The sequence below is a fragment of the Blastopirellula sediminis genome, assembly GCF_020966755.1.
Classification (GTDB): Bacteria; Planctomycetota; Planctomycetia; order Pirellulales; family Pirellulaceae; genus Blastopirellula; species Blastopirellula sediminis.
Map to the genome: position 1 here is coordinate 1,292,190 of NZ_JAJKFT010000004.1, position 20,315 is coordinate 1,312,504.

Here is a 20,315-nt window from a genome sequence, read left to right on the forward strand (position 1 = left end):
CAACTACTGACTGGCGCGCACTGGTGCGCCGAGAGAATAATCAAAATATGCAAAAGCTAATTCACGGCATTCGTCAATTTCAGCAATCCGAATATCGCCGCAAGCAATCGCTGTTTGAAGAGCTCGCAGGGGGACAAGCTCCTCCCACGATGTTCATCACCTGCGCTGACTCACGGATTGATCCCAATCTGATTACCGGCAGCGACCCGGGCGAGCTCTTCGTCCTGCGAAACGCAGGGAACATGATTCCTCGCCAAGACATGGCGAGCGGAGAAGCGGCGACCATCGAGTTCGCCGTCAAAGCGCTCAAAGTCGAGCATATCGTCGTCTGCGGTCATTCGCAGTGCGGCGCCATGAAGGCGACGCTCGAGCCGGAGTCGTGCGAGTCGCTCCCGTCCGTCGCCGGCTGGCTGCGAAACGTGAAGGGGGTGGTCGAACGGACGCTTCGCCGGCACGGAGAACAATCGCCGGAGCGGATGCTTGACTTGGTCATTCAAGAAAACGTCCGGATGCAGTTAGAGAACTTGCAGTCGCTGCGCTGCGTCGCCGAAGCGCTGGCCAGCGAGCAACTGCAACTGCATGGCTGGACGTACGACATTGGTCGCGGCGAAATCGAGTCGCTCGATCACGAGCGAAACGAGTTTGCGACGCTATTCAACGACGAGTGCTATCAGCCGGACGAGTCGGCCACTGGCTTCGCCTAGTCGAGACTGTCGCCGTTTCCCGTTGATCAAGTTCGGCAAAAAAGGGCGTAGTGCGATGTCAGATCAAACCAAGAGTTCCGAGTTTTTCCGTTGGCCAGCGATCCGCAACGACATTTTTCCGTCGATTGTGGTGTTTCTGGTTGCGCTCCCTCTTTGTTTGGGCATCGCGATTGCGTCTGGCGCTCCCCCGGCGGCCGGCTTGATCAGCGGGATTGTCGGCGGTCTGGTGGTCGGATTTTTGGCTGGGTCGCCGCTGCAAGTGAGCGGACCCGCCGCCGGCTTGACCGTGATCGTTTACGGCTTGTTTGAGAAGTACGACATCCAACTGGTGATGTTGACGGTTGTTTTGGCGGGGCTGATGCAGATCGCCGCGGGATCATTGAAATTGGGGCAGTGGTTCCGGGCGGTCTCGCCAGCCGTCGTCAAAGGCATGTTGGCCGGGATCGGCATGCTGATTTTTTGCAGTCAGTTTCACATCATGATCGACGACCAGCCGCGGAAAGGGCTGGAAGTCGGCGGCGTTCATCTCGAAGCGGGTCTGGCGAACTTGCTGACGATTCCGCAGGCAATCGGCCGCGTCTTCGCGTTCGACGAATCGAAGTCGCATCACCTGGCGGCGGGACTGGGCCTGCTGACCATCGTCGTGATCGTTTGTTGGAAGATGACTCCCAAGAAGTTTCAGTTGGTTCCGGGACCGCTACTAGGCGTGTTAGCGGCGACGTTGATTTCAGAGTTCTTCGACGTGCCGATCCGGCGACTCGGGGAAAGCATTCCGGACAGTTTCCTGAGCAGCTTCGTCTTTCCAGACCTTGCGATCTGGGGGACGGCGCCGTTCGGAGCAATTCTGGCGTCGGCCGCCGGTCTGGCGCTGGTCGCTAGCGCCGAAACGCTGCTGTGCGCAACTGCCGTCGACCAGATGCACGACGGACAGCGGACGAACTACGATCGCGAACTGCTCGCGCAAGGGGTCGGGAACTCGGTCTGCGGACTGATCGGCGGCTTGCCGATCACTGGGGTTATCGTCCGCAGCGCCGCGAATGTCGGAGCAGGGGGGAAGTCGCGCTGGTCGGCGATTATGCACGGAGCGTGGTTGCTCCTCTTTGTGGCGTTTCTCCCATTCTTATTGAAACAGATTCCTGTAGCGTGCCTGGCGGCGGTGTTGGTTTACACCGGCTACAAGCTCGTGAATCCGGCCTCGATTCGCGAGCTGGCCCGCTACGGGAAAAGCGAAGTGGCCATCTACTTTGCGACCATGATCATGATCGTCACGACCGATTTGCTGATCGGCGTGATGACCGGAATCGTACTGGCCGCGTGTAAGTTGCTCTACGTTTTTTCGCACCTGGAGATCAAACGGGTCGAAGATCCGTCTGGCGAGAACTTGACGCTCTATCTGATCGGCACGGCGACGTTCATGCGACTGCCGATGTTGGCGTCGGAACTGGAGAAAGTTCCGGCCAACTCGCAACTGCATATCAACCTTGAGCGGTTGAGCTACATCGATCACGCGTGTCTCGACCTGCTGATGACGTGGGAGAAGCAGCACGAAGCGACCGGCGGAAGCCTGGCGATCGATTGGGACGGCCTGGCGGCTCGTTTTTATGAGCGATATGGCGACAAGCGGCGGACGGAATCCAGCGGCGAGGCGGAAGATAGTCGCACTGCGATCAAAAATACGGTTGGCTCGAAATAATTTTCGCAACTTGGTTTGGGGATATGTAGGCGCACGGCGGCAATGAAGAATTTACTTGTACATCTTTGCAATTCCGGTCGGACGCAGTCCGTGATTCAGTCGGCGGTCGAACTGGCGTCGAACGCCAACGCAAGGCTCCGAGGCGTGACGATCGTCGATACGCGTCGCTTTTTGGAGAAAGCGTCGATGGAGTCATCCGGATATGCCGGGGTCGAAGCGACTCGTTTGACTTTGGCCAAACGCCGGCAGATGGAATCTCGGGACGAATTGCTCCGGCTTTGTCGAAGCCGCGCAGTGCGATGCGACGTGCGGGATGAGCGGGGCGATCCGCTCGACCTGCTGGCCGACGAGGCGAAGTACCACGATTTGACGATCGCATCTTACGCGGGAAAAGAAGGACGTCATGACGCGGGGCTCTCGGCGCAAGACTTGATTGAACTGGCGCAGCGACTCGTGCAGCCGCTGTTGATTCTGCGGCGCCGGCCGGCCCGACTCGATCGCGTGTTGCTGGTCTACGACGGTTCAGGCGCATCAAGTCGCGCCATTCGGTCCTTCGCGGCGCACTCGTCTTTTCTTGGCAGACAGTATCGACTAATTTGCGTCGGCGAAGCGGCCGATTCGCAGAGCGGCGCCTATCGCGAGATGACGGAATATTGCCATTCGCGAATCGCATCGCTGGAGACCGGACGCTTGCCAGGTTCGCCGCTGAAGACGGTCACAAAATACGCCCAGAAATGGGAGGCCGATTTGCTGGTGCTGGGGATTGCTCGCTCGGCCAACTGGTGGGGATCGCCTTACGGCCAACTCGCCAGCGACGTTTTGCAACAAACCGAATTTCCGATTTACGCGTTCGCATAGATTGCGACGGCTCGGCGGTTCGGTTCCTGGAAGAGGCTTTTTTTAAAACGGGTTTGGTGGATGTCTCGATACGAATTTTGGTTAGAAGTTTTCCGGCTGCGTGGCTCGGCCACGCCGTTGATTGCTGGTCGCGTGTTAGGGTTTACGCTGTTTTCGCTGTTGGTCACCTTGGTGATGACTTACCTAGGGAAGACGCACCTATTGGCCAACTCGCACTACGAATATATCGGCGCCGTGTTGGCGATATTGCTCGTGCTGCGGACCAACGCCGGCTACGATCGCTGGTACGAAGCGCGCAAAATTTGGGGAGGAATCGTCAACCAGTCGCGCAATCTTGGCCAAATGGGCGTGATCTACGGTCCCAGGGACCAGGAATGGCGAGAATCGTACGTTCGCTGGGTCGCCGCTTTTTCGGCCATTTGTCGCCATAGCTTGCGGAATCAACGGACCTACGACGAAATCGTCGATTTGGTTCCAATCGTCGGCAAGGTCGAAACCGAGCGTTTGGCCAAATCGAATCATATGCCGATGTATGTCGTTCGTCGCGTGGGAGAGTTGCTCCGTCAGGCGGTCGAAACCGGCGAGATGGACCGCTTCTTCTTCTTGAAAGCGGAAGAGGAACGCGCGAAATTGATCGACCATATCGGCGGTTGCGAACGCATCCTGAAGACGCCGTTGGCGGTCGCCTTTTCGATTAAGATCCGGCGATTTCTCTTTTTGTATCTGTTGTTCCTGCCGATGGCAATGATCGATTACGTCGGCGCATTCACGCCGCTGTTGACGATGCTAGTCACCTATCCGCTTCTGTCGCTTGATCAGATCGGCGTCGAACTGCAAAATCCGTTCTGCCATCGCCGGCTAAATCACTTGCCGCTGGGAGACATCTCGAAGACGATTCGCGAGAATCTGTTGGCGTCGATCGAAGAGTTGCCGGAGATGGTTCCGTTTGACGACGGCGACAACGACGCCGTTACGAACGGGGCGCCGAGAAACCCACGCAGCTTACGCGGGTTCGCCGTCCATGCGACTACCGGCAGCTAATCGAGGATAGCGCAAAAGAAAACGGGGCGCTGGAATTGTTCCAGCGCCCCGTTTTGCGTTCGAATGGATCGGCCGCCTAGTTTGCGCCGAGCAGCTTTTTGATCTCGGCGGTCAGGGCCTTGGAGTTGGCTTCGCCGAAGCCGACCTTCACCATCGCGATCTTTCCTTCCTGGTCGATCAGGACCATGTGCGGAATTCCGCTCACCGCGTAGTACTTCGACATGGTTCCTTCCGGATCGACGGCGAACACATGTTTCAGTTCATACTTTTCGGCGAACTTGTGCAGCATCGCTTGTTCTTCTTCCGCCGACACCATATCGCCGCGGACCGGTTCCGGAGCCATCTTCTCTTCGTTCCAGCCGTAGTTGTAGTAGCCGGTAACGCCGATGATCACCAACCCTTTGTCGCCGAATTCTTCGTTCAGTTCACGCAGGTGAGGGAACGACATGATGCAGGGGCCGCACCAGATGGCGAAGAAGTCAAGCAGCACGACTTTCCCCTTCAGCTCATCGTCGGTCAGCGGAGCGCCGTTGACCCACGCTTGGGCCGACAGCGGCATCGCCGGCTTGCCGATCAACTCGGCGAGCTTCTTTTGGCGTTCCAGGTTCGGAACGAGACGCGAGATCATGTTCTGGGCGCCTTGGATCGCCGCTTTCGCTTCATCGGTTTCCGCCGATTCCGCCAGCGACTTCAGATAGGCGGTCTCCGCATCTAAGGTCTTCTCGGCCTTCTGCCAATCTTCGTTGATCTCCGTCGACAACTCCATCATCACTTTGGTGCTGTACTTACCGATCAGGCTGACGTCTTGTTTGGCGGCGTCCAGCTGCGCACGCAGATCATTGAGCGAAATCTGCTGCAGTTCGACGCGTTGGATCAGCGCGTCGAGCGTGCGGTCCATTTGCCGGAAGTTGGCGACCGCCAGCGGTGCGGTCGGTTCCAGTTCGGAAAGAGCCTTCTTGACCTCTTCCAATTGCTTCAGCGCCCCTTTGGGGTCGTCGACGCTTTGTTTCATCGCGGGGCTGATCGTCGCTTGCAGGTAAGCGTTCAGCGCGGATTGGTCGTTCGGATCAGCCTTGAGCGCATCATACAGGCCGCTGGCCGATTCTTGGTCTTCCGCAGCGGCCGCTTCGGCGGCGTTTAGGAGCGAAACGGTGGGAAGCATGGCCAGTAGGAGGGCGGCCAAGGCAAGATGAGTGATCTTCATACGATGTCCTTTTGCGGTAGGGAATAACGGCGCCGAACTGAACCGTGATCGGCGCGTCGTCAAAGGCGCTCGCCGTATCGTAGCGATCCGCCGGGAAGGAGTCAGTGAACTCGGCAACACCCGACTGTCAGTTGTCATTGTTATCCCCTACGTGCCGGGATAACAACGTGAAGTTCAACGCTTTGCGCAAATTACGGGAAGCGTGCTGGATTTGTACAAATGGGGCGGACGCCCTCTGGCGGGGCTCCGCGGTCACTTTGCATTTACGGTCGCCACTGGGTCACCGCCGGCAGCATTCCCTGGCTGTCGAGTGGGATTTCGAGCGGCTCAAACAAAACTTCCAGGTCGTCCCGCGACTTCGCTTCGGCCAGAAACGCTTCGCTGCAGACGACTTCGTCGATCGAGAGGGTATGGGGAATCCACATGACGCGCGCGTCTTGCGGGGGACGGAGCCCGATCGTTTGCAGTGCGTTTTCGAGGATTTCGCGGTCGGTGTCGTAATAGATCGGAATCATCGCCGCAGTGACGTGTCCCGAGGTGACGCTGTTGATGTTGGTGATGTTGCGGTCCATTTGCTCGACCATCCGGGTCAAGCAGAACTCGCACATCCCTATACCTGACGCGTTACCATGCGTCTCTTCGGTCAGACCACGCAGCGCGATTCGTTTGATTCGGGGTTTTTCGTCGCCGGTGGCGGCATGATCGTTGAATTTGCGACCGACGATGTTGGTATCCATCCCGGCGCCGCTGATGTTCTTGCCAATCTCATCGATGATCAGCAGGTCCGCTTCTTCAAACGGCAATTTCGGCAGTAGGGTATTGGCCAGTCGCAACAGTTCCGGTTCCCGCTTTTCGATCTGATCGGCCGGGACGCCGATGATGTGCCCCGTCTCGTCATAGCCATTTTCGATGATGGCCAGACCGCAGAGGATGTTGCACTGGCTCAGCACTTCCCGCGCGACGCTTTGGACGATCTGCGTGAAGGTGTTGTCCATGATCGCTTTGTGATAGACCTTGGCGCCGTTGTGCTTGCCAAGACCGATCAGCATCATCTTCATCAGTCCGCTTTGGATTTCGCCGGTGAAGTCGGTATGCGCTTTGACGCGACCGCAGACGACGACATGGTCCGCTTCCGACGCATGCTTGTCAAAGTGAACCGGGAACCCTTCCTTCGCCTGGCAAACGATGATCGTCTCCATGCTGGCGCGAATTTCGCAGCCGCAGTATTCGGGCGTGATGCCGTACGACGCGAGAACGCCCAGTTGCCCTTCGGCGGTGCCGCCGCCATGGCTCCCCATCGCCGGCACGATAAACGGCTTGGCGCCGATTCCCTTCAGGTGGTCGACGATCGCTTTGATGATCTCTTTGATATGAGCGATGCCGCGGCTGCCGGCGGTGATCGCGACCGTTTCGCCCGGCTTGACCTGCTTGCTCAGCTCTAGCGACGCCAGTTGGCTATCGACTTCGGCGGGAATGTCGTCGACCAGGGGGCGGGGAAAGGTTTGACGCAGACGAAAGAGTTTCGGGAGTTGCATAAAACTGTGCGCAAGGGAATACAGGGAGGCCAAAACTGTATTCTACCGCCGAAGCCAAAGGCCGTCGATTGACGTTCGACGGCCAAATCGGAAGTGGGGGCTACTTTTGCGGCTGCAAAAAGAGGTGCGGTTCCAGCTCGGTGTAGTACATCGCGCTGGGGTCGATTCCGGCCGCTTTCATCGTTTGAATGTGGCGTTTGACCGGCGGCGCATCGGCCAGTCTGGGGAGGACGACCAGCCAGGTAAACGCCACCAGGCCGACGGCCAACCCCAAGCGGATCCAGCGCCGCCGCAGGTCGACCGGGCCTTGGTTCGTTTCGTATTGGACGTTAGTTGCCGCCATTGAACATCTTCTCGAGATAATCGCGGAACAACCAGCCGAACATCACGTACGCCATCAGGAAGGTGAGCAGCAAGTTGAGCGTCTGGCCGCAGACGTACAGGATCAGCGGCTTTCCCCCTTTCAGGTAGACCGCCAGTTCGCGGAAGTTGGTCTCCAGCCCAATGCTGACGAACGCCAGGCAGAAGAGCCAACCGCGGAGCGACTTGGTCATATCGGTCATCGCTTTCACCTCCGCTTCGCCGGTCGGCAGGAAGTAGGCGATCGCCGAGAAGACGACCGACGCCGCGACGAAGCCGAGCACAAACTTCGGAAAGCGATACCAGATTTCCATCGCATTGGGACGAGCGCCATCCTTCGTCTTTTCGACGAAGGCGACCCAGTACAGAGCGACGCCGAACGCCACCACGCCGATCAAGACGTTTTGAATCATCTTGACGGTGACCGCCACTTTCTCGGCTCGTTCGCCGAGGGCATTACCGGCGGCGACTACCGCGCCGGTCGCGTCGATCGTCCCACCGATCCAGGCGCCGCCGACCAGGTCGTCGATCCCGGCGATGCGAATCAAAGCAGGCTGGACCACCATCATGATTACGGTAAACGCAAGCGACATGCCGATCGCCAGCGACAGTTCTTCCTTTTTCGCGCGACATGCTGCGCCGGTCGCGATGGCGGCCGAAACGCCGCAGACCGACATGTCGGCCGAGATCACCATGTTGAGCGACGGCGAGGCCATCCGCAGAATCTTCTGTCCGAAGATGAAAGTCGTGATCAACACGATCGGCGTGACGATCCACGCGACCGCGATCCCCGGAACCGACAGGGCGAAGAGCTTGGCGAGCAAAACCTCGGCGCCAAGCAGCACCAGGCCGGTCTTGATATAGAACTCGGTGAGGACCGCCGGCTTCCATGACCCCGGAGTGCCGATCGTATTGCTGATGATCAAGCCGACCAACAGCGCCCAGAGAGCGTACTCCAGGTTGTAATACTTGATCACTTCCTGCGTTGATAGGAGATAGGCGAGCAGCGCCAGGGGAAAGACGGCAAGAAATCCCAGGGCGAATTTCGGGACTGACTTTCCCATCACCAGTTGGGCGACGGCGAACATCGCTAGAATCGCCGCGCCGACGGCAAGCATGCCGGGGATCAGCGACTTGCCTCCTTTGCTCAGCGAGTCGAGCGGGTTTTCATTCCAGGAGCTCGGTTTGACGATCCACGGCTTGAGCGCGCTGGTCGCTTCGACCGTCGCCTCGGCGCCATCCTTGCCAGGGACCTCCGTCATCTGTATCGAGAAAAAAACGACGGCCAGGATCAACGCGCCCAGCCAGATCGCCCACCAATCATCTTTGGTGCGCATTTCTAACAGGAGCGGGCGATGTTCATCGGCGGGCGCAGGGGGAGGAGAGGTTTCGCTCATCAGGTGTGATCTGTTCAGGGCGGGATGGGTAACGGGAGGGATTGATTATCGCGACTAAAAAAGAGACTGGTCAACCCTTCTTGTAGTATTGTTCCGACATATCGTAGCAAATCGGCCCAGCCGAGACCAAGTGCAATGGGAGAGCGAATGTGCCGATTGGCGCGATTTGACGATCTGAACGCTTGGTCGGCGCTACGAAATCGCCGGCTCCGGTCGCATGGCGACGGCTTGGTTTAGGGAAGCGGCCTAACTTTGAAATAGGGCCGTTTGGGCCGCAATTGTAATGGAACTCACCGAAAGGGAATCCCGTGTCTTCAGCCGATTCGACGCTGGCCTGCAATCAGAAGAAGAATGACGACGTAGAGTCGCGCGTACGTGCGATTACCGATCTTCTCGAAAGAGCGCTGGCCCAAGACCCGGAATCGTTCTCGGTGTCGACCGCCATGGCGGTCGGTTCGTACGATCCGCAGCAACTCGACCAGGCGAAGCAGGCCGTCTATCGCAAAGTGATTGTGCGAGCCTGGGAAGATGGCCAGTTGACTCCGGACGAACAGGAGACGGCTCGCTGGATCGCCGAAAAGCTGGAACTTCCGGAAGGGGAGTACACGGCGATTGAGCTGGAATTGGCGAAGAAGCAATTTGCGTCGGCGCTGAGCCGCGCGATGGCGGACGGCGTGCTCGACGCCGACGATCAGCGACGTTTGCAAAAGATCAGCGACACGATCGGCATGCCGATGTCGACCTTCGCCGGCGTCTTCTTCCAGGCCGAGGGAGAGAAGTTTCTCCGCGGCATGTTTTTGGAAGCGATCGCTGACAATCATTTGATGAGCGAAGAGTGGGCCTCGCTCCTCAGTTCGGCCGACAAGTTGGGAATCTCGCATCAGGAGTTCCTGCAAGCGATTCGCTTTCAAGCCCGCGAGTTCGTCGAGCATGTGATCGTCGACGCCAAAGCGGACGGAGTGATCTCGCCGCACGAAGAGGAGACGATGGTTTGGCTGCTCCAGCAACTGGAAATGCCGAGCGACTTCTGCCAGTACGCGGTGGGAGAGATGGCCCGCTTGAAATCGCGCGTCGAAGGTTCGCCTGCGCTCGAAGTGATGACGATCTCACGCGATTTGCGCGATCGCATTTGGCGAAAATACAACGGCCGCTGCGGCGCCTGCGGCGCGGGCAACTATCTGGAGATGGTCCGGATCATCCCGAAGGCGATGGGGGGCGGAGATGACGAAGCCAACATTCAACTGCTCTGTCGTCGCTGCGTGGGGCAGACGCACGCGTAACGCGGCGCGATCCAACTGAACAAGAACGAAAAAAGCCGACGGCTCGAAAGCCGCCGGCTCTTTTTCATTTCGGTCGGGGCAAATTACGTCGTCTTAGCATCCGCACTTCGGTACGGTGATCGTCTTGGGCACCATCTTGCAGACGGGAACCTGGACTTCTTTGGTCACTTGAACCGGAACCATGCAGGTGTACGAGACGACCTTTTCTTCCGGAACTTGCTTGTAGGTGGTGACGTTGCAGGTCTTTTCACGGGTTTCCGGACGGCAGACCGTGTACGGCACTTCCTTCGTCAGCACTTCGTTAACGTATTCGCACGTCTGAACCGTGCAGGTCTTTTGAACCGGCTTCATCACGCAGACCTTGTAGGTATACGGGACTTGCTCGGTGACCGGCTTGCAAACGGTGTAGGTCACGTCTTTCGACATCACTTCGTTCACGTATTCGCAAGTTTTCACCGTGCAGGTCTTTTCGACCGGCTTCATCACGCAGACCTGGTAGGTGTACGGGACTTGTTCGGTGACCTGCTTGCAAACGGTGTAGGTCACGTCTTTCGACATGACTTCGTTCACGTATTCGCAAGTTTTGACCGTGTAGGTCTTTTCGACCGGCGTCATCACGCAGACGTTATACGTGTACGGGACTTCTTCGGTAACCTGCTTGCAGACGGTGTAGGGGACTTCCTTCGTGACGACTTCCTTTTCATAGGTGCAAGTCGCAACTTCGTAGGTCTTTTCAACCGGCTTCATCACGCAGACCTTGTAGGTGTACGGGACTTCTTCCCGAACCGGTTTCATCACCGTGCAGGGGACTTCGACCTGGACGACGTTCGGAACCCACTTACGGCAAGTCTTTTCGCAACCGCAGCAGTCGGTCACGACGACGTCTTGCCAGCAGCCTTGGTCCTTGCAAACGGTCTTGGTGATCGTTTCCGGAACCATCTTGCAGACGGTGTGGGTCCCTTCACGTTCTTCGTACGACGGAACCATCACGGTTTCGGTGACGGTCTTGGTGCCGTGGACCGGTTTGCAAACGGTGTATTCGACCGTCTTGGTCGCCGTTTCAGAGACCGTCTTGCAAACGTTGCGAACTCCTTCGCGGGTTTCTTGCGTCGGAACCATGACCGTCTTGGTCACTTCTTTGGTGCCGTAGACCGGCTTGCAAACGGTGTAGTTTACCGTCTTGGTCAACGTTTCCGGAACGGTCTTGCAAACGTTGCGGACCCCTTCGCGGGTTTCATAGGTCGGAACCATCACCGTCGTGGTGACGTCTTTGGTGCCGTAGACCGGTTTGCATACGGTGTAGTTGACCGTCTTGGTCATCGTTTCCGGAACCATGCGGCAGACGTTGCGAACCCCTTCGCGAGTCTCGTAGGTCGGAACCATGACCGTCGTGGTGACGTCTTTGGTTCCATAGACCGGCTTGCGAACGGTGTACTCAACGGTCTTGGTCAAAGTTTCCGGGACCATCACCGTGTAAGTCCGCGTCACGGAAGTCGTTTCCGGCACGCAGCGATAGACGGTGATCGTCTTCTGGCGGACCTCAGGACGCATCTCCGTGCAAGTGATGGTGCGCGTTTCGTACGATTGCACCGGGACCATGATCGTCTTTTCGACGTAGGTAACTTCCGGTTCGCAAGGCGAACCGCAAGGCGCCGCACACGCGGGCGCACAGCCCGGGCGACAGTGACGACAGGCTTCGGCTACGTTCGCTGCGCCCAACGAGGCGGCGATCGTAGCGAGAAATAGCAAGCTGCGAATCATTTTTGTCTTCTCCCCGAAATTTAGTGAATTTCGCCCCGACCTTGCTGATTGTAGCGGTCCTAATTCGCGTTTTAAATCAAGCTTGGGTTAAATTGGAGAAATTATATGGGTGCGTTCGCAAGGGATTGGGTAGGAAGAGGGATCCCTTTCCGGTTCGTTTTCGGCTTCGATAAAGAGGGATAAAACGAAACCGATTTCGTCTTTTGCGCTACGTCGTTTGGTCGACTTATTGGAAGAACGGCGACCGAATCTATTTTTACGGGCCGGGAATCAGGCGAAACAATCGATGGCGGATAAATCGATGGAAGAACGAACTCGCGAATTGCAGAACCTGAACGCGAAGCTGGAAGCGGAGATTCGCGAACGCTCGCTGGTCGAACAGCAACTGCTGCAAGACAAAGTTTATTTGCAGTATCTTCTCTCGGGACATGAGCGGGACAGACAACTGATCGCTTATGAGATCCACGACGGCATTGTTCAGGGATTGACCGCGGCGATTATGCATTTGGAGATGGCGCCGGGACAAATTGACCAAGAGCGGATCGATACGGCGCTCCGGATCTTGCGCGGCAGCGTCTCGGAAGCCCGGCGGGTGATGAAAGGGCTCAGCCCGCCGCTATTGGAAGATATCGGCGTGATTGCGGCGATCGAAGGCATGCTGGACGAGCAGATGCCCGACAGCTGCGAGATCGACTTTCAACATGACGTGCAGTTTGATCGTTTGCTGCCGCTGTTGGAATGTACGATCTACCGCGTCGTCCAAGAGTCGGTCGCCAATATCATGCGCCACAGCCAGGCGAAACATGCGCGGATCCGGCTCGACGAAATGGGGGATCGGTTGATCCTGACGGTGGAGGATGACGGCATTGGATTTGACCCGGGCCGCGTCGCCGGGTCTGGATTTGGCCTGAAGGGAATCGCCGAGCGGGCCAAATTGTTCGACGTCGAGGCGAAAATCGAATCGAGCCCTGGTGCGGGAACGCGGCTGAAGATCGATTTTCCGCTGATTCGCGCCAACCAGGATTTCGACAAATGGAGCGTTATCTCGGGTAACCCCCCGGGGACGAAGGGAGTATAATACAGGGCTAGCTTTCGACCGGCAGGAGGCTCGGTCGGCATCCACCCATTCGTCTCCCCCCTCAAGCATCGATGCAAGTCGCGCTCTTCATTCCCTGCTACATCGACCAGCTTTATCCCCGCGTCGGCATGGCGACCTTGGAAATTCTCGAGCGTCGCGGCTGCGACGTCGTTTTTCCGTCGGCTCAAACGTGCTGCGGCCAGCCGATGTCGAACACCGGTTGTGCCTCCGACGCCAAACCGCTGGCCGAGCGGTTCCTGGAAATATTCGCTCCTTACCAGTACGTCGTTTGTCCGAGCGGCAGTTGCGTCTCGATGGTTCGCCGCCATTACGACGAGTTCCTGGAAGGACGTCCTGGATTTGAAGAGCTGAAGGGAAAGACCTTTGAGCTGTGCGAGTTTCTGGTCGACGTCCTGAAGGTCGACTCATGGAACGGCGCCTATCCGCACAAGGTTGGTCTCCATTCCAGCTGCCACGGTTTGCGTGAACTGGGGATGGGGAAGCCGAGCGAACGAGTCGGCCCGGCATTCAACAAGCCGCAGCGTCTGCTCGAAATGCTTGACCAGATTGAACTGGTAAAACCGCAGCGCCCGGACGAATGCTGCGGCTTCGGCGGAACCTTCGCCGTCGCCGAAGAAGCGGTCTCTTGCATGATGGGGGGCGATCGCTTGCGGGATCATCTTTCGGCCGGCGCCGAGGTTCTGACTGCGGCCGACATGTCTTGCTTGATGCATCTGCAGGGGCTCGCCAAACGGAAAGAGATGCCGCTGCAAATCAAGCACATCGCCGAGATCCTCAACGAGAGCGAAGCGAAATCATGAAAGCGGCTCAGCATCCGGAAGAGGCGGCAAAGTTCGTCGCCAACGACGCTCGCGCGCACTGGCACGACCAGGCGCTTTGGTTCGTCCGCGAAAAACGCGATCGCATGGCGGTCAGCTTGCCCGAATGGGAAGAGCTGCGCAACACCGCGTCGCAAATCAAATTGCACACCGTCAGCCGCATGGCCGACTACTTGGAAGAGTTTGAACGGAACGCGACCAAGCTGGGCGCCGTCGTCCATTGGGCGAAAGACGCCGACGAGCACAATCAGATCGTCTTGTCGCTGCTGCAAAAGATCGGCGCCAAGCATATCGTCAAAAGCAAGTCGATGTTGACCGAAGAGTGCCACTTGAACCCATTCCTGCAGGAGCATGGGATAGAAGTGGTCGACACCGATCTTGGCGAACGGATTGTGCAGCTTCGCGACGAAGCCCCCTCCCACATCGTCTTGCCGGCGATCCACATCAAAAAGGAAGAAGTCAGCGAGACCTTCCACGAACATCTCCATACCGAAGCCGGCAACAACGATCCGAACTACCTTACCGAAGCGGCCCGCAATCACTTGCGAGAGAAGTTCGTCGCCGCCGACGCCGGCATTACCGGCGTGAATTTTGCGATCGCCGAAACCGGCGGCCTGGTCGTTTGCACCAACGAAGGGAACGCTGACCTTGGCGTCTCGCTGCCGAAGCTGCACATCGCCTGCTTGGGGATCGAGAAGCTCGTCCCGAAGGCGGCCGACCTGAGCGTTTTTCTGCGGCTGTTGGCTCGCAGTGCGACGGGGCAGCCGATCACGACTTACTCCTCCCATTTCCATGGGCCCCGTCCCGGCGGAGAACTGCACATCATTCTGGTCGACAACGGCCGGAGCAACTTGATGGGGAGCTCGCAGTTCCGCAACTCGCTGAAGTGCATCCGCTGCGGCGCCTGCATGAACACTTGCCCTGTTTACAGACGCAGCGGCGGGCACAGCTACGGAACGACGGTCCCGGGTCCGATCGGATCAATTCTCGCTCCTTCGCGCGACTCGAAGCAACACAAGAGCCTGCCGTTCGCCTGCACGCTCTGCGGATCGTGCACCGACGTTTGCCCGGTGAAGATCGACCTGCATCACGAACTGCTCGAGTGGCGCGGCGAGATTCGCAAACGGGGCCAGTTGCCGATGTCGAAAACGGTTCCGATGAAGCTGACCAGCTGGATGATGCAGTCGCCTTGGCTGTTTCGATTCGTCGGCGCGGTCGGTCGTTGGTTCCTACGGCATTTGCCTCGCTGGGCGATCTACCACGGTTTGAATCCGTGGGGCAAACAACGCGAAATGCCGGAGGCTCCGAAGCAAAGCTTCCGCGAGCTCTATCAAATTCACGAGTCGAAAAAAGCCAGCGATGAGTAGCCGCGATCAAATCTTAAAAAGCATCCGCAACCAGATTGTCGCCGCCGTCGATCATCCCGGCTTGGCTGGGGATTGGATTCGCTACGACGATCGGGTCGCCCATTTCAGTTCGGTGCTGGCTGCTGTCGGCGGCGTCGCGCATGTCGTCGACTCGTCGGAACAGATCTTGGCTCAATTGAAACAGGTTCCAGCGTTCGCCGCAGGAAAGAAGATCGTCAGTCTCTGCGCGGAGGTCGCCGGCAACGTCGATTTCGCCGCGGTCGAAGATCCGCACCAACTGGAAGACGTCGATTTTGCGGTCTTGCCGGCGCAGTTCGCCGTCGCTGAAAACGGTGCCGTTTGGGTCGACGATGCCGACGTTAAGCACCGAGTTATCTACTTTATTCCGCAGCATTTGTCCTTTATTGTTCCCGCGCCGGCCAATGCAGCCGACGCGATTGTGGACAACATGCACCAGGCGTACGAACGGCTCTCGTTTGGCGAGCCCCGCTTTGGCGCGTTCATTTCGGGCCCCTCCAAGACGGCCGACATCGAGCAGTCGCTGGTGATCGGCGCCCATGGGGCCCGGTCGCTGAACGTCTTCTTTTTGCGACAATAATTTCGGCCCAAGCCGCCGCTTGATAGCTGCACAACCGGGCGGCGATCTCTAGAATGAAATTGGCCGAGCGGCGGTTGCGAACCTGTTGGAATAGTTCGCTTCCCGCGCGCCGTCTTCTCAGGACTCGATGGATGAGCGAAGTAGAACAGCAAACTTCTGATGCGCCCCGATTGAATTTGCTCCGACTAGCGTTGGACGGATCGCCGACCAAGCTAGAGATCGAATCGTTCCAGGATGACGAACTTTCTATCGCCGCCCGCAAGTGGCGGATGATCGCGACGCCGCTCGATCCAGACGGCGCGAAGAATTTGACCCGCGTCATGCAGCAGATGGTGCAAAACCGCACCGCGGTCAATCCTGGCATTCTGGCCGGCGACACTCCCGGCGTGCAGATTCATCGCTACCTGCGCGGCTACGGTTCGCACGGCCGCGCCGCCCACGGCGACTATTTGATCGAGTGCGGCGACGACTGGGTCTTCGTGATGGTGGTCGCGCGGGCGCCGCATGATGAATTTGAAGCGGCCGAAGTCGAACGAGTTTTGGCGACGGCCAGTCTGGCCGAAGAGCCCGCCTTGGATCGCCAGGTACTGCCGGCGTGGGAAGAGTTCCTGCAAAATCGCCAGGAGTCCGATCCGGACGGCAAGTTTCTGATTTCGCTCGAACCGGCGCCGATCATGATCGGCAACTTCGACCTGTTTGAAGAGCTGGAAGACCAGGCCGACTTGTCGCCCGATGATGACGACGTCCAGCGCGGCGGACGGGCGCTCGATCGCCAACTGATCGAGTTCTACGTCTTGGACGAGCCGCTCTCGATTCGCTGCGATCTGTGGGTCAATCGAGAGCCCGAAGTTTCGCAGCCGCGCGAACTGGTCTTTCGCTCGAAACTGGAAGTCGCCATTGGCCGCATCGAAATCTGGTCGGCCGATGAGATCTACCAGTACGAAGTCCCCAACGGCAAGTACGACGCGAGCATCTATGTCGTCGAACGCGGCAAGATCTGCGACGACGATCTGACCGACCGCGAGTTCTTCCGCCGCGACGACTTGGAACGATACGAGATCGTCCTTAAGCCGATCGGCTAATAGTCTTGACTAGCCCGCAGCGCAAGCAAGGGAATGCGGTCTCCATGTAATAACGAATGTCGAACGGGTATTCGTTCGACATTCTGGTTTCGACACGGTTCATTTCGCCCAGCGCATTCCGTCGCTTGCGCTGCGGGCTAGTGTTGGGGCGAGCTAGTTTCCGATCGTGACGATGCGGTTCGGAACGCCGTCGACCTTGATCTTCTCCAGCACTTCCAGTCGCGTCAGCGACATCACCCAGATCGTGCCGTCGCCGGGGTTGCTGATGCAGGCATATCGCCCGCCGGGCATGATGCAGATGTCGTGATGACCGCTATGGCCGACGATCTTGCTCTTGCCGATCGGAATATGCTTCACGATTTTGGCGTCGGAGAAGTCGCCGTTGCGATCGGGATCAAGGTTGATTGCGGTCAGTTGCTCCGTCGCGTCGCCGTCATGGCGATCTTGAAAGAGAAACGCCATCTTCAAACCGCTCGGCGTTTCCAAGATCTGCGGCGTCGTGAGGCGAAGCCCCTCGGCCGCTTCGATCGGCAGCTTTTGCACCTTCGGCTCGCTCGCCGTCGCATCGATCAGGCCGAGAAACGACTCTTCCGACGATTGCGAAGTGAAGAGTACCCAATGGCCGGCGTTGGCGAAGGCCCCAGTCCGGAGCGGCTTTTCCGTTTCCGGATCTTTGCCGAGCGAGACGTGATGCACCTGCGTGGACTTCTCGGTTTGGATCAGTTCGCGATCGGCGTCGACCCAGCAGATGCCGTCGGCCGGTGCGAAGAAGACGCGACCTGAATTGGCGGTGGCGCCATGCAGTCCGCCGGTCGGAGTGTGGATCTTGTAGTTCCCCTTGCCGTTCTCTGATTCACGCAGATTGACGACGTCGATACGCCCGCTGTTCTCCTCTTTCCCGTCAATCCAGGTCGAGTAGGCGACCTGATCGTTTACGGCCGCAAGCGTGATATGTTGGCCGCCGCCAGCGAAGAACTTAGCCGCTGCGGCCGTATCTCCCTTGGCGAGCATTTCGGGACGGAGCCGCGTAAACCCGTTCTTCTGATCGTTCGCCAGGTAAAAGGCGCCGTCGTATTGATAGAGATGGGCTGGGTTCCCTTGTTGGTCGTCGAGTTGGGTGGCGAGCACCTGCGGAGCTTGGGTAAACCGCCAATGCGTATGATCCCCATGTTCTTCTTCGTGACCGCCCCCGTCGATTGCGATCCAGCCGCTCTCGAGCTCTCCTTCTTCCATATCCCGCACGCCGGCGACCAGCACATTGCCGATCGCTTGCATCTGTACCAGCGTTTGCGAGTCGCGATCGAGCTGCGGGAAGCCGGGGATCGCTTTCGGCTCCAGCGCCCATTTTTCTCCGCGGGTCAGGTCCCCATAGGCGAGCGTCGCGTCCGCTTCGTTCTGCCAGAAGATGCGACCGATCAGGCGGGGTTCGCTGTGGTGGGAATGTTGTCCGGACGCTTCTTCGGCGTAGGAGCATCGATCGGAAAAGGAAATGAGTAATGCCAGCGTCGTGGCAATGGCTACGTAAGTTCTCATGGGAAAATCGCCAAGGAGTTGTGGTGGATAGATTGGCTAGGTACGAATGCGAACGATCAGTCGGCGCTGGAACCAAGCGGTCCGGCCCCATTGGTGATGCGAAAGCGTTTGTTCTCGAAATGGAGGCAAGTCCAAATCGGTTGGTCTTGGGCAGGGCGAATCCAGTAGTAACGCCGCTGTTTTTCGGTGGCGTAAACGACCGGCGTTCCCTCCAACTCGGTACTGTCGCGCCAATTGGGATGGCTATGGAAAAATCGGGCGAGATTCGCCTGGTCTTCCTCGGAAAACGTGTCCTGCTTAAGCCACATTTTGCCGGCGTCGACAAACTGCTCGACGGCTGCCGATGGAGCGTCGACCATCGGTTCTGCTGAACCGCGACATCCCAGCAGCAGGGCGCCAAGGATCGTTAGAACGAGCGCGGTCTGAATGGGCGAAGAGTCGATGCGGATCATTGCGGAAGCGGCTCTGCGGTTGGAGTTGCGAGGGGCGTATCGGACAAGCAGTAGAGACGCGTTCCGGTGCGAATCACGATTCGCCCGGCCGCCGCGGCGGCGCCATAGACGATCGGATCACGGGCGTTTTCCTGCGAGCTCGCGCGACGTTCGGCCATCGCTTTGCCGGCCGCTTCAATTTCAGCGGCGTCGAGTCGACCATCCTGGTCCTTGTCATTGCCGGCGAGGAGCGATTGAAAACGTCCCGGCAGTTCGTCCTTCGTCAGATAGCCGTCTTTGTCGGCGTCGTTTTTCTCCAGTAAGTCGTCCAGGCTGAAGGAACGTCGTTCGGAAGACACGTTTTCGACATAGCTCTCCGGCGCCGGCGGTGCGTCGCGATCCCAGAGCGTATTGACGACCAACTCTTGAAACTCGGCCCCTTCCTGCAGCACGACCGTCCGCCCATCCTTGCCGAAAAAGTAGACGCGATTCTCAGAAACGATCGGCGTCCCCCAACATTCGGCGCCAATGCGTTTGGCGTAGTGCAAGTCGCCGCTAAGCTTGTCGAGGCAATAGACGACGCCGACGTTGTTCAGGTAATAGACGCACTGGCCACAGACCACCGGGCTGGCGAAATCGCTGACCGCCTTCTCGGCTCGCCACAAGATCTGCGGCGTTTCGGCCCCGCTGCGCGTGATGCAGAGATTGGAGCGACTTACGTCGCCGCCGCCGGAACGTTCCGCGATGCGAGCGCCGACGTACAGCCGATCGCCATCCGGCGTTGGCGAGGGGACGCTGTTGCCGTCCAAGTCGCCGATATTCCAGAGTTGTTTGCCTGTTTGTGCGTCGTAAGCGGTCACCGCGCCGCTGGAACTGACGATGATCTGGCCGTCGAGGGCGATCGGCGACGACCAGGAGCTGGAAGAGGGACGCTCCGTCTTCCAGCGCGTATCGCCGGTCTTCTTATCGAGCGCGATCAGGTACGAGGGGCCTCGATGCTCGATATTGACGAAGACGAGCTCGTCGGTCTGCGTCGGCGACGCGCCGAGACCATGGTTGTTGTCGAACGCTCCGAAGTCCGCGACCAAATCGCGACGCCAAAGGGGATGCCCTTCATGATCGATCGCCGCGACGTCGCCGCTTTCAAAGAAGAGGTAAACCGCTCGGGCGTCGACCAACGGAGTTGGCGCCGCGCGGGCCATCATGAAGCTCGAAGGAGCCTGGTTGGCTGCGGGAAAACGATGTCGCCAGATTTGGCCGCCGGAATGGAGATCAAAGCAAGCGACATTGCAGGTCTCCTTGTTCAACCCTTCAACCGACGTGACGAAGATTCGCTCGCCGTAGATGATCGGCGTCGATTGTCCATAACCGTCGAGCTCGCGTTGCCACGCGATGCCGTCGTCTGGAGACCAGCGAAGCGGCAGCGGCGCTGCGGCGTGCGAACTTCCCCCCGCCCGAAATTCGGACCAGTTCGCTTGTTGGCCGTACAGGGAGGAGCCGGCCGCTGCAATCGTCAGTAGTGCAAGTAATGACGAAACCGATTTCATCGTGTGT

The 20,315-nt window shown here is 58.4% G+C and carries 18 protein-coding genes; 10 read left to right on the forward strand and 8 right to left on the reverse strand.

The features are described 5' to 3' along the window. The first annotated feature begins 47 nt into the window (after positions 1–47). From LOC68_RS08970 to LOC68_RS08985, 4 genes are all read left to right on the forward strand, one after another. Entirely contained in the window at positions 48–704 is a 657-nt protein-coding gene (locus tag LOC68_RS08970) for a carbonic anhydrase (RefSeq protein ID WP_230217871.1), read from the forward strand. Positions 705–759: 55 nt separating this feature from the next. Then, positions 760–2,397, forward strand: coding sequence for a SulP family inorganic anion transporter (locus tag LOC68_RS08975; protein ID WP_230217873.1), 1,638 nt, complete (start codon positions 760–762; stop codon positions 2,395–2,397). 90 nt (positions 2,398–2,487) lie between these two features. Further along, positions 2,488–3,255 carry a universal stress protein gene (locus LOC68_RS08980; RefSeq protein WP_230217875.1) on the forward strand — a complete coding sequence of 256 codons (768 nt, stop codon included), beginning with the start codon at positions 2,488–2,490 and terminating at the stop codon, positions 3,253–3,255. A 60-nt stretch (positions 3,256–3,315) separates the two neighbouring features. Continuing rightward, positions 3,316–4,296 carry a bestrophin family protein gene (locus tag LOC68_RS08985; RefSeq protein ID WP_230217877.1) on the forward strand — a complete coding sequence of 327 codons (981 nt, stop codon included), beginning with the start codon at positions 3,316–3,318 and terminating at the stop codon, positions 4,294–4,296. A gap of 76 nt (positions 4,297–4,372) precedes the next feature. Here LOC68_RS08985 and LOC68_RS08990 read toward each other — a convergent pair whose 3' ends face one another. The 4 genes from LOC68_RS08990 to LOC68_RS09005 form a co-directional block, all read right to left on the reverse strand. Further along, positions 4,373–5,500 carry a redoxin family protein gene (locus LOC68_RS08990; protein ID WP_230217879.1) on the reverse strand — a complete coding sequence of 376 codons (1,128 nt, stop codon included), beginning with the start codon at positions 5,498–5,500 and terminating at the stop codon, positions 4,373–4,375. A 263-nt stretch (positions 5,501–5,763) separates the two neighbouring features. Next, a complete protein-coding gene (locus LOC68_RS08995) occupies positions 5,764–7,035 on the reverse strand; it encodes a lactate racemase domain-containing protein (protein WP_230217881.1) in 1,272 nt (423 codons plus the stop codon). A 100-nt stretch (positions 7,036–7,135) separates the two neighbouring features. Further along, entirely contained in the window at positions 7,136–7,378 is a 243-nt protein-coding gene (locus LOC68_RS09000) for a hypothetical protein (protein ID WP_230217883.1), read from the reverse strand. Next, on the reverse strand, positions 7,365–8,792 hold the full coding sequence (locus tag LOC68_RS09005) for a YeiH family protein (protein ID WP_230217885.1): 1,428 nt from the start codon (positions 8,790–8,792) through the stop codon (positions 7,365–7,367). Before LOC68_RS09005 ends, LOC68_RS09000 begins: the two co-directional genes overlap by 14 nt. Before the next feature lie 308 nt (positions 8,793–9,100). Here LOC68_RS09005 and LOC68_RS28510 point away from each other — a divergent pair, with 308 nt between their 5' ends. Next, on the forward strand, positions 9,101–10,072 hold the full coding sequence (locus LOC68_RS28510) for an HNH endonuclease (RefSeq protein ID WP_230217887.1): 972 nt from the start codon (positions 9,101–9,103) through the stop codon (positions 10,070–10,072). Positions 10,073–10,165: 93 nt separating this feature from the next. On the opposite strand, the gene LOC68_RS09015 is transcribed toward LOC68_RS28510, so the two are convergent. After that, positions 10,166–11,833 carry a hypothetical protein gene (locus LOC68_RS09015; RefSeq protein WP_230217889.1) on the reverse strand — a complete coding sequence of 556 codons (1,668 nt, stop codon included), beginning with the start codon at positions 11,831–11,833 and terminating at the stop codon, positions 10,166–10,168. Between the two features lie 286 nt (positions 11,834–12,119). Here LOC68_RS09015 and LOC68_RS09020 point away from each other — a divergent pair, with 286 nt between their 5' ends. From LOC68_RS09020 to LOC68_RS09040, 5 genes are all read left to right on the forward strand, one after another. Further along, the gene (locus LOC68_RS09020; protein ID WP_230217890.1) at positions 12,120–12,911 is read left to right on the forward strand and encodes a sensor histidine kinase; all 792 of its coding nucleotides are present in this window, start codon (positions 12,120–12,122) and stop codon (positions 12,909–12,911) included. A 71-nt stretch (positions 12,912–12,982) separates the two neighbouring features. After that, a complete protein-coding gene (locus LOC68_RS09025) occupies positions 12,983–13,732 on the forward strand; it encodes a (Fe-S)-binding protein (RefSeq protein WP_230217892.1) in 750 nt (249 codons plus the stop codon). Continuing rightward, entirely contained in the window at positions 13,729–15,117 is a 1,389-nt protein-coding gene (locus LOC68_RS09030; protein ID WP_230217894.1) for a lactate utilization protein B, read from the forward strand. The genes LOC68_RS09025 and LOC68_RS09030 overlap by 4 nt, the downstream gene beginning before the upstream one ends. Next, complete coding sequence (locus LOC68_RS09035; RefSeq protein ID WP_230217896.1) at positions 15,110–15,715, forward strand: LutC/YkgG family protein; 606 nt, start codon at positions 15,110–15,112, stop codon at positions 15,713–15,715. The genes LOC68_RS09030 and LOC68_RS09035 overlap by 8 nt, the downstream gene beginning before the upstream one ends. A 131-nt stretch (positions 15,716–15,846) precedes the next feature. Next, positions 15,847–16,797 carry a hypothetical protein gene (locus LOC68_RS09040; protein ID WP_230217898.1) on the forward strand — a complete coding sequence of 317 codons (951 nt, stop codon included), beginning with the start codon at positions 15,847–15,849 and terminating at the stop codon, positions 16,795–16,797. A gap of 153 nt (positions 16,798–16,950) precedes the next feature. Here LOC68_RS09040 and LOC68_RS09045 read toward each other — a convergent pair whose 3' ends face one another. From LOC68_RS09045 to LOC68_RS09055, 3 genes are read right to left on the reverse strand one after another with little or no spacing between them, the layout of a single operon-like run. Further along, entirely contained in the window at positions 16,951–18,330 is a 1,380-nt protein-coding gene (locus LOC68_RS09045; protein ID WP_230217900.1) for a hypothetical protein, read from the reverse strand. Between the two features lie 56 nt (positions 18,331–18,386). Next, positions 18,387–18,782, reverse strand: coding sequence for a hypothetical protein (locus LOC68_RS09050; RefSeq protein ID WP_230217902.1), 396 nt, complete (start codon positions 18,780–18,782; stop codon positions 18,387–18,389). Next, positions 18,779–20,308 carry an outer membrane protein assembly factor BamB family protein gene (locus LOC68_RS09055; protein ID WP_230217903.1) on the reverse strand — a complete coding sequence of 510 codons (1,530 nt, stop codon included), beginning with the start codon at positions 20,306–20,308 and terminating at the stop codon, positions 18,779–18,781. Before LOC68_RS09055 ends, LOC68_RS09050 begins: the two co-directional genes overlap by 4 nt. Positions 20,309–20,315 lie beyond the last annotated feature (7 nt).

What these genes read in the sequence shown, in the direction of transcription:
- LOC68_RS08975 (WP_230217873.1), top strand. Translation starts at nt 760, where the DNA reads ATGTCAGATCAAACCAAGAGTTCCGAGTTTTTCCGTTGGCCAGCGATC.
- LOC68_RS09005 (WP_230217885.1), bottom strand. Translation starts at nt 8,792, where the DNA reads ATGAGCGAAACCTCTCCTCCCCCTGCGCCCGCCGATGAACATCGCCCG.
- LOC68_RS08995 (WP_230217881.1), bottom strand. Translation starts at nt 7,035, where the DNA reads ATGCAACTCCCGAAACTCTTTCGTCTGCGTCAAACCTTTCCCCGCCCC.
- LOC68_RS09025 (WP_230217892.1), top strand. Translation starts at nt 12,983, where the DNA reads ATGCAAGTCGCGCTCTTCATTCCCTGCTACATCGACCAGCTTTATCCC.
- LOC68_RS08990 (WP_230217879.1), bottom strand. Translation starts at nt 5,500, where the DNA reads ATGAAGATCACTCATCTTGCCTTGGCCGCCCTCCTACTGGCCATGCTT.
- LOC68_RS09000 (WP_230217883.1), bottom strand. Translation starts at nt 7,378, where the DNA reads ATGGCGGCAACTAACGTCCAATACGAAACGAACCAAGGCCCGGTCGAC.
- LOC68_RS09055 (WP_230217903.1), bottom strand. Translation starts at nt 20,308, where the DNA reads ATGAAATCGGTTTCGTCATTACTTGCACTACTGACGATTGCAGCGGCC.
- LOC68_RS09040 (WP_230217898.1), top strand. Translation starts at nt 15,847, where the DNA reads ATGAGCGAAGTAGAACAGCAAACTTCTGATGCGCCCCGATTGAATTTG.
- LOC68_RS09050 (WP_230217902.1), bottom strand. Translation starts at nt 18,782, where the DNA reads ATGATCCGCATCGACTCTTCGCCCATTCAGACCGCGCTCGTTCTAACG.
- LOC68_RS08985 (WP_230217877.1), top strand. Translation starts at nt 3,316, where the DNA reads ATGTCTCGATACGAATTTTGGTTAGAAGTTTTCCGGCTGCGTGGCTCG.
- LOC68_RS09035 (WP_230217896.1), top strand. Translation starts at nt 15,110, where the DNA reads ATGAGTAGCCGCGATCAAATCTTAAAAAGCATCCGCAACCAGATTGTC.
- LOC68_RS09030 (WP_230217894.1), top strand. Translation starts at nt 13,729, where the DNA reads ATGAAAGCGGCTCAGCATCCGGAAGAGGCGGCAAAGTTCGTCGCCAAC.
- LOC68_RS08970 (WP_230217871.1), top strand. Translation starts at nt 48, where the DNA reads ATGCAAAAGCTAATTCACGGCATTCGTCAATTTCAGCAATCCGAATAT.
- LOC68_RS09020 (WP_230217890.1), top strand. Translation starts at nt 12,120, where the DNA reads ATGGCGGATAAATCGATGGAAGAACGAACTCGCGAATTGCAGAACCTG.
- LOC68_RS09045 (WP_230217900.1), bottom strand. Translation starts at nt 18,330, where the DNA reads ATGAGAACTTACGTAGCCATTGCCACGACGCTGGCATTACTCATTTCC.
- LOC68_RS09015 (WP_230217889.1), bottom strand. Translation starts at nt 11,833, where the DNA reads ATGATTCGCAGCTTGCTATTTCTCGCTACGATCGCCGCCTCGTTGGGC.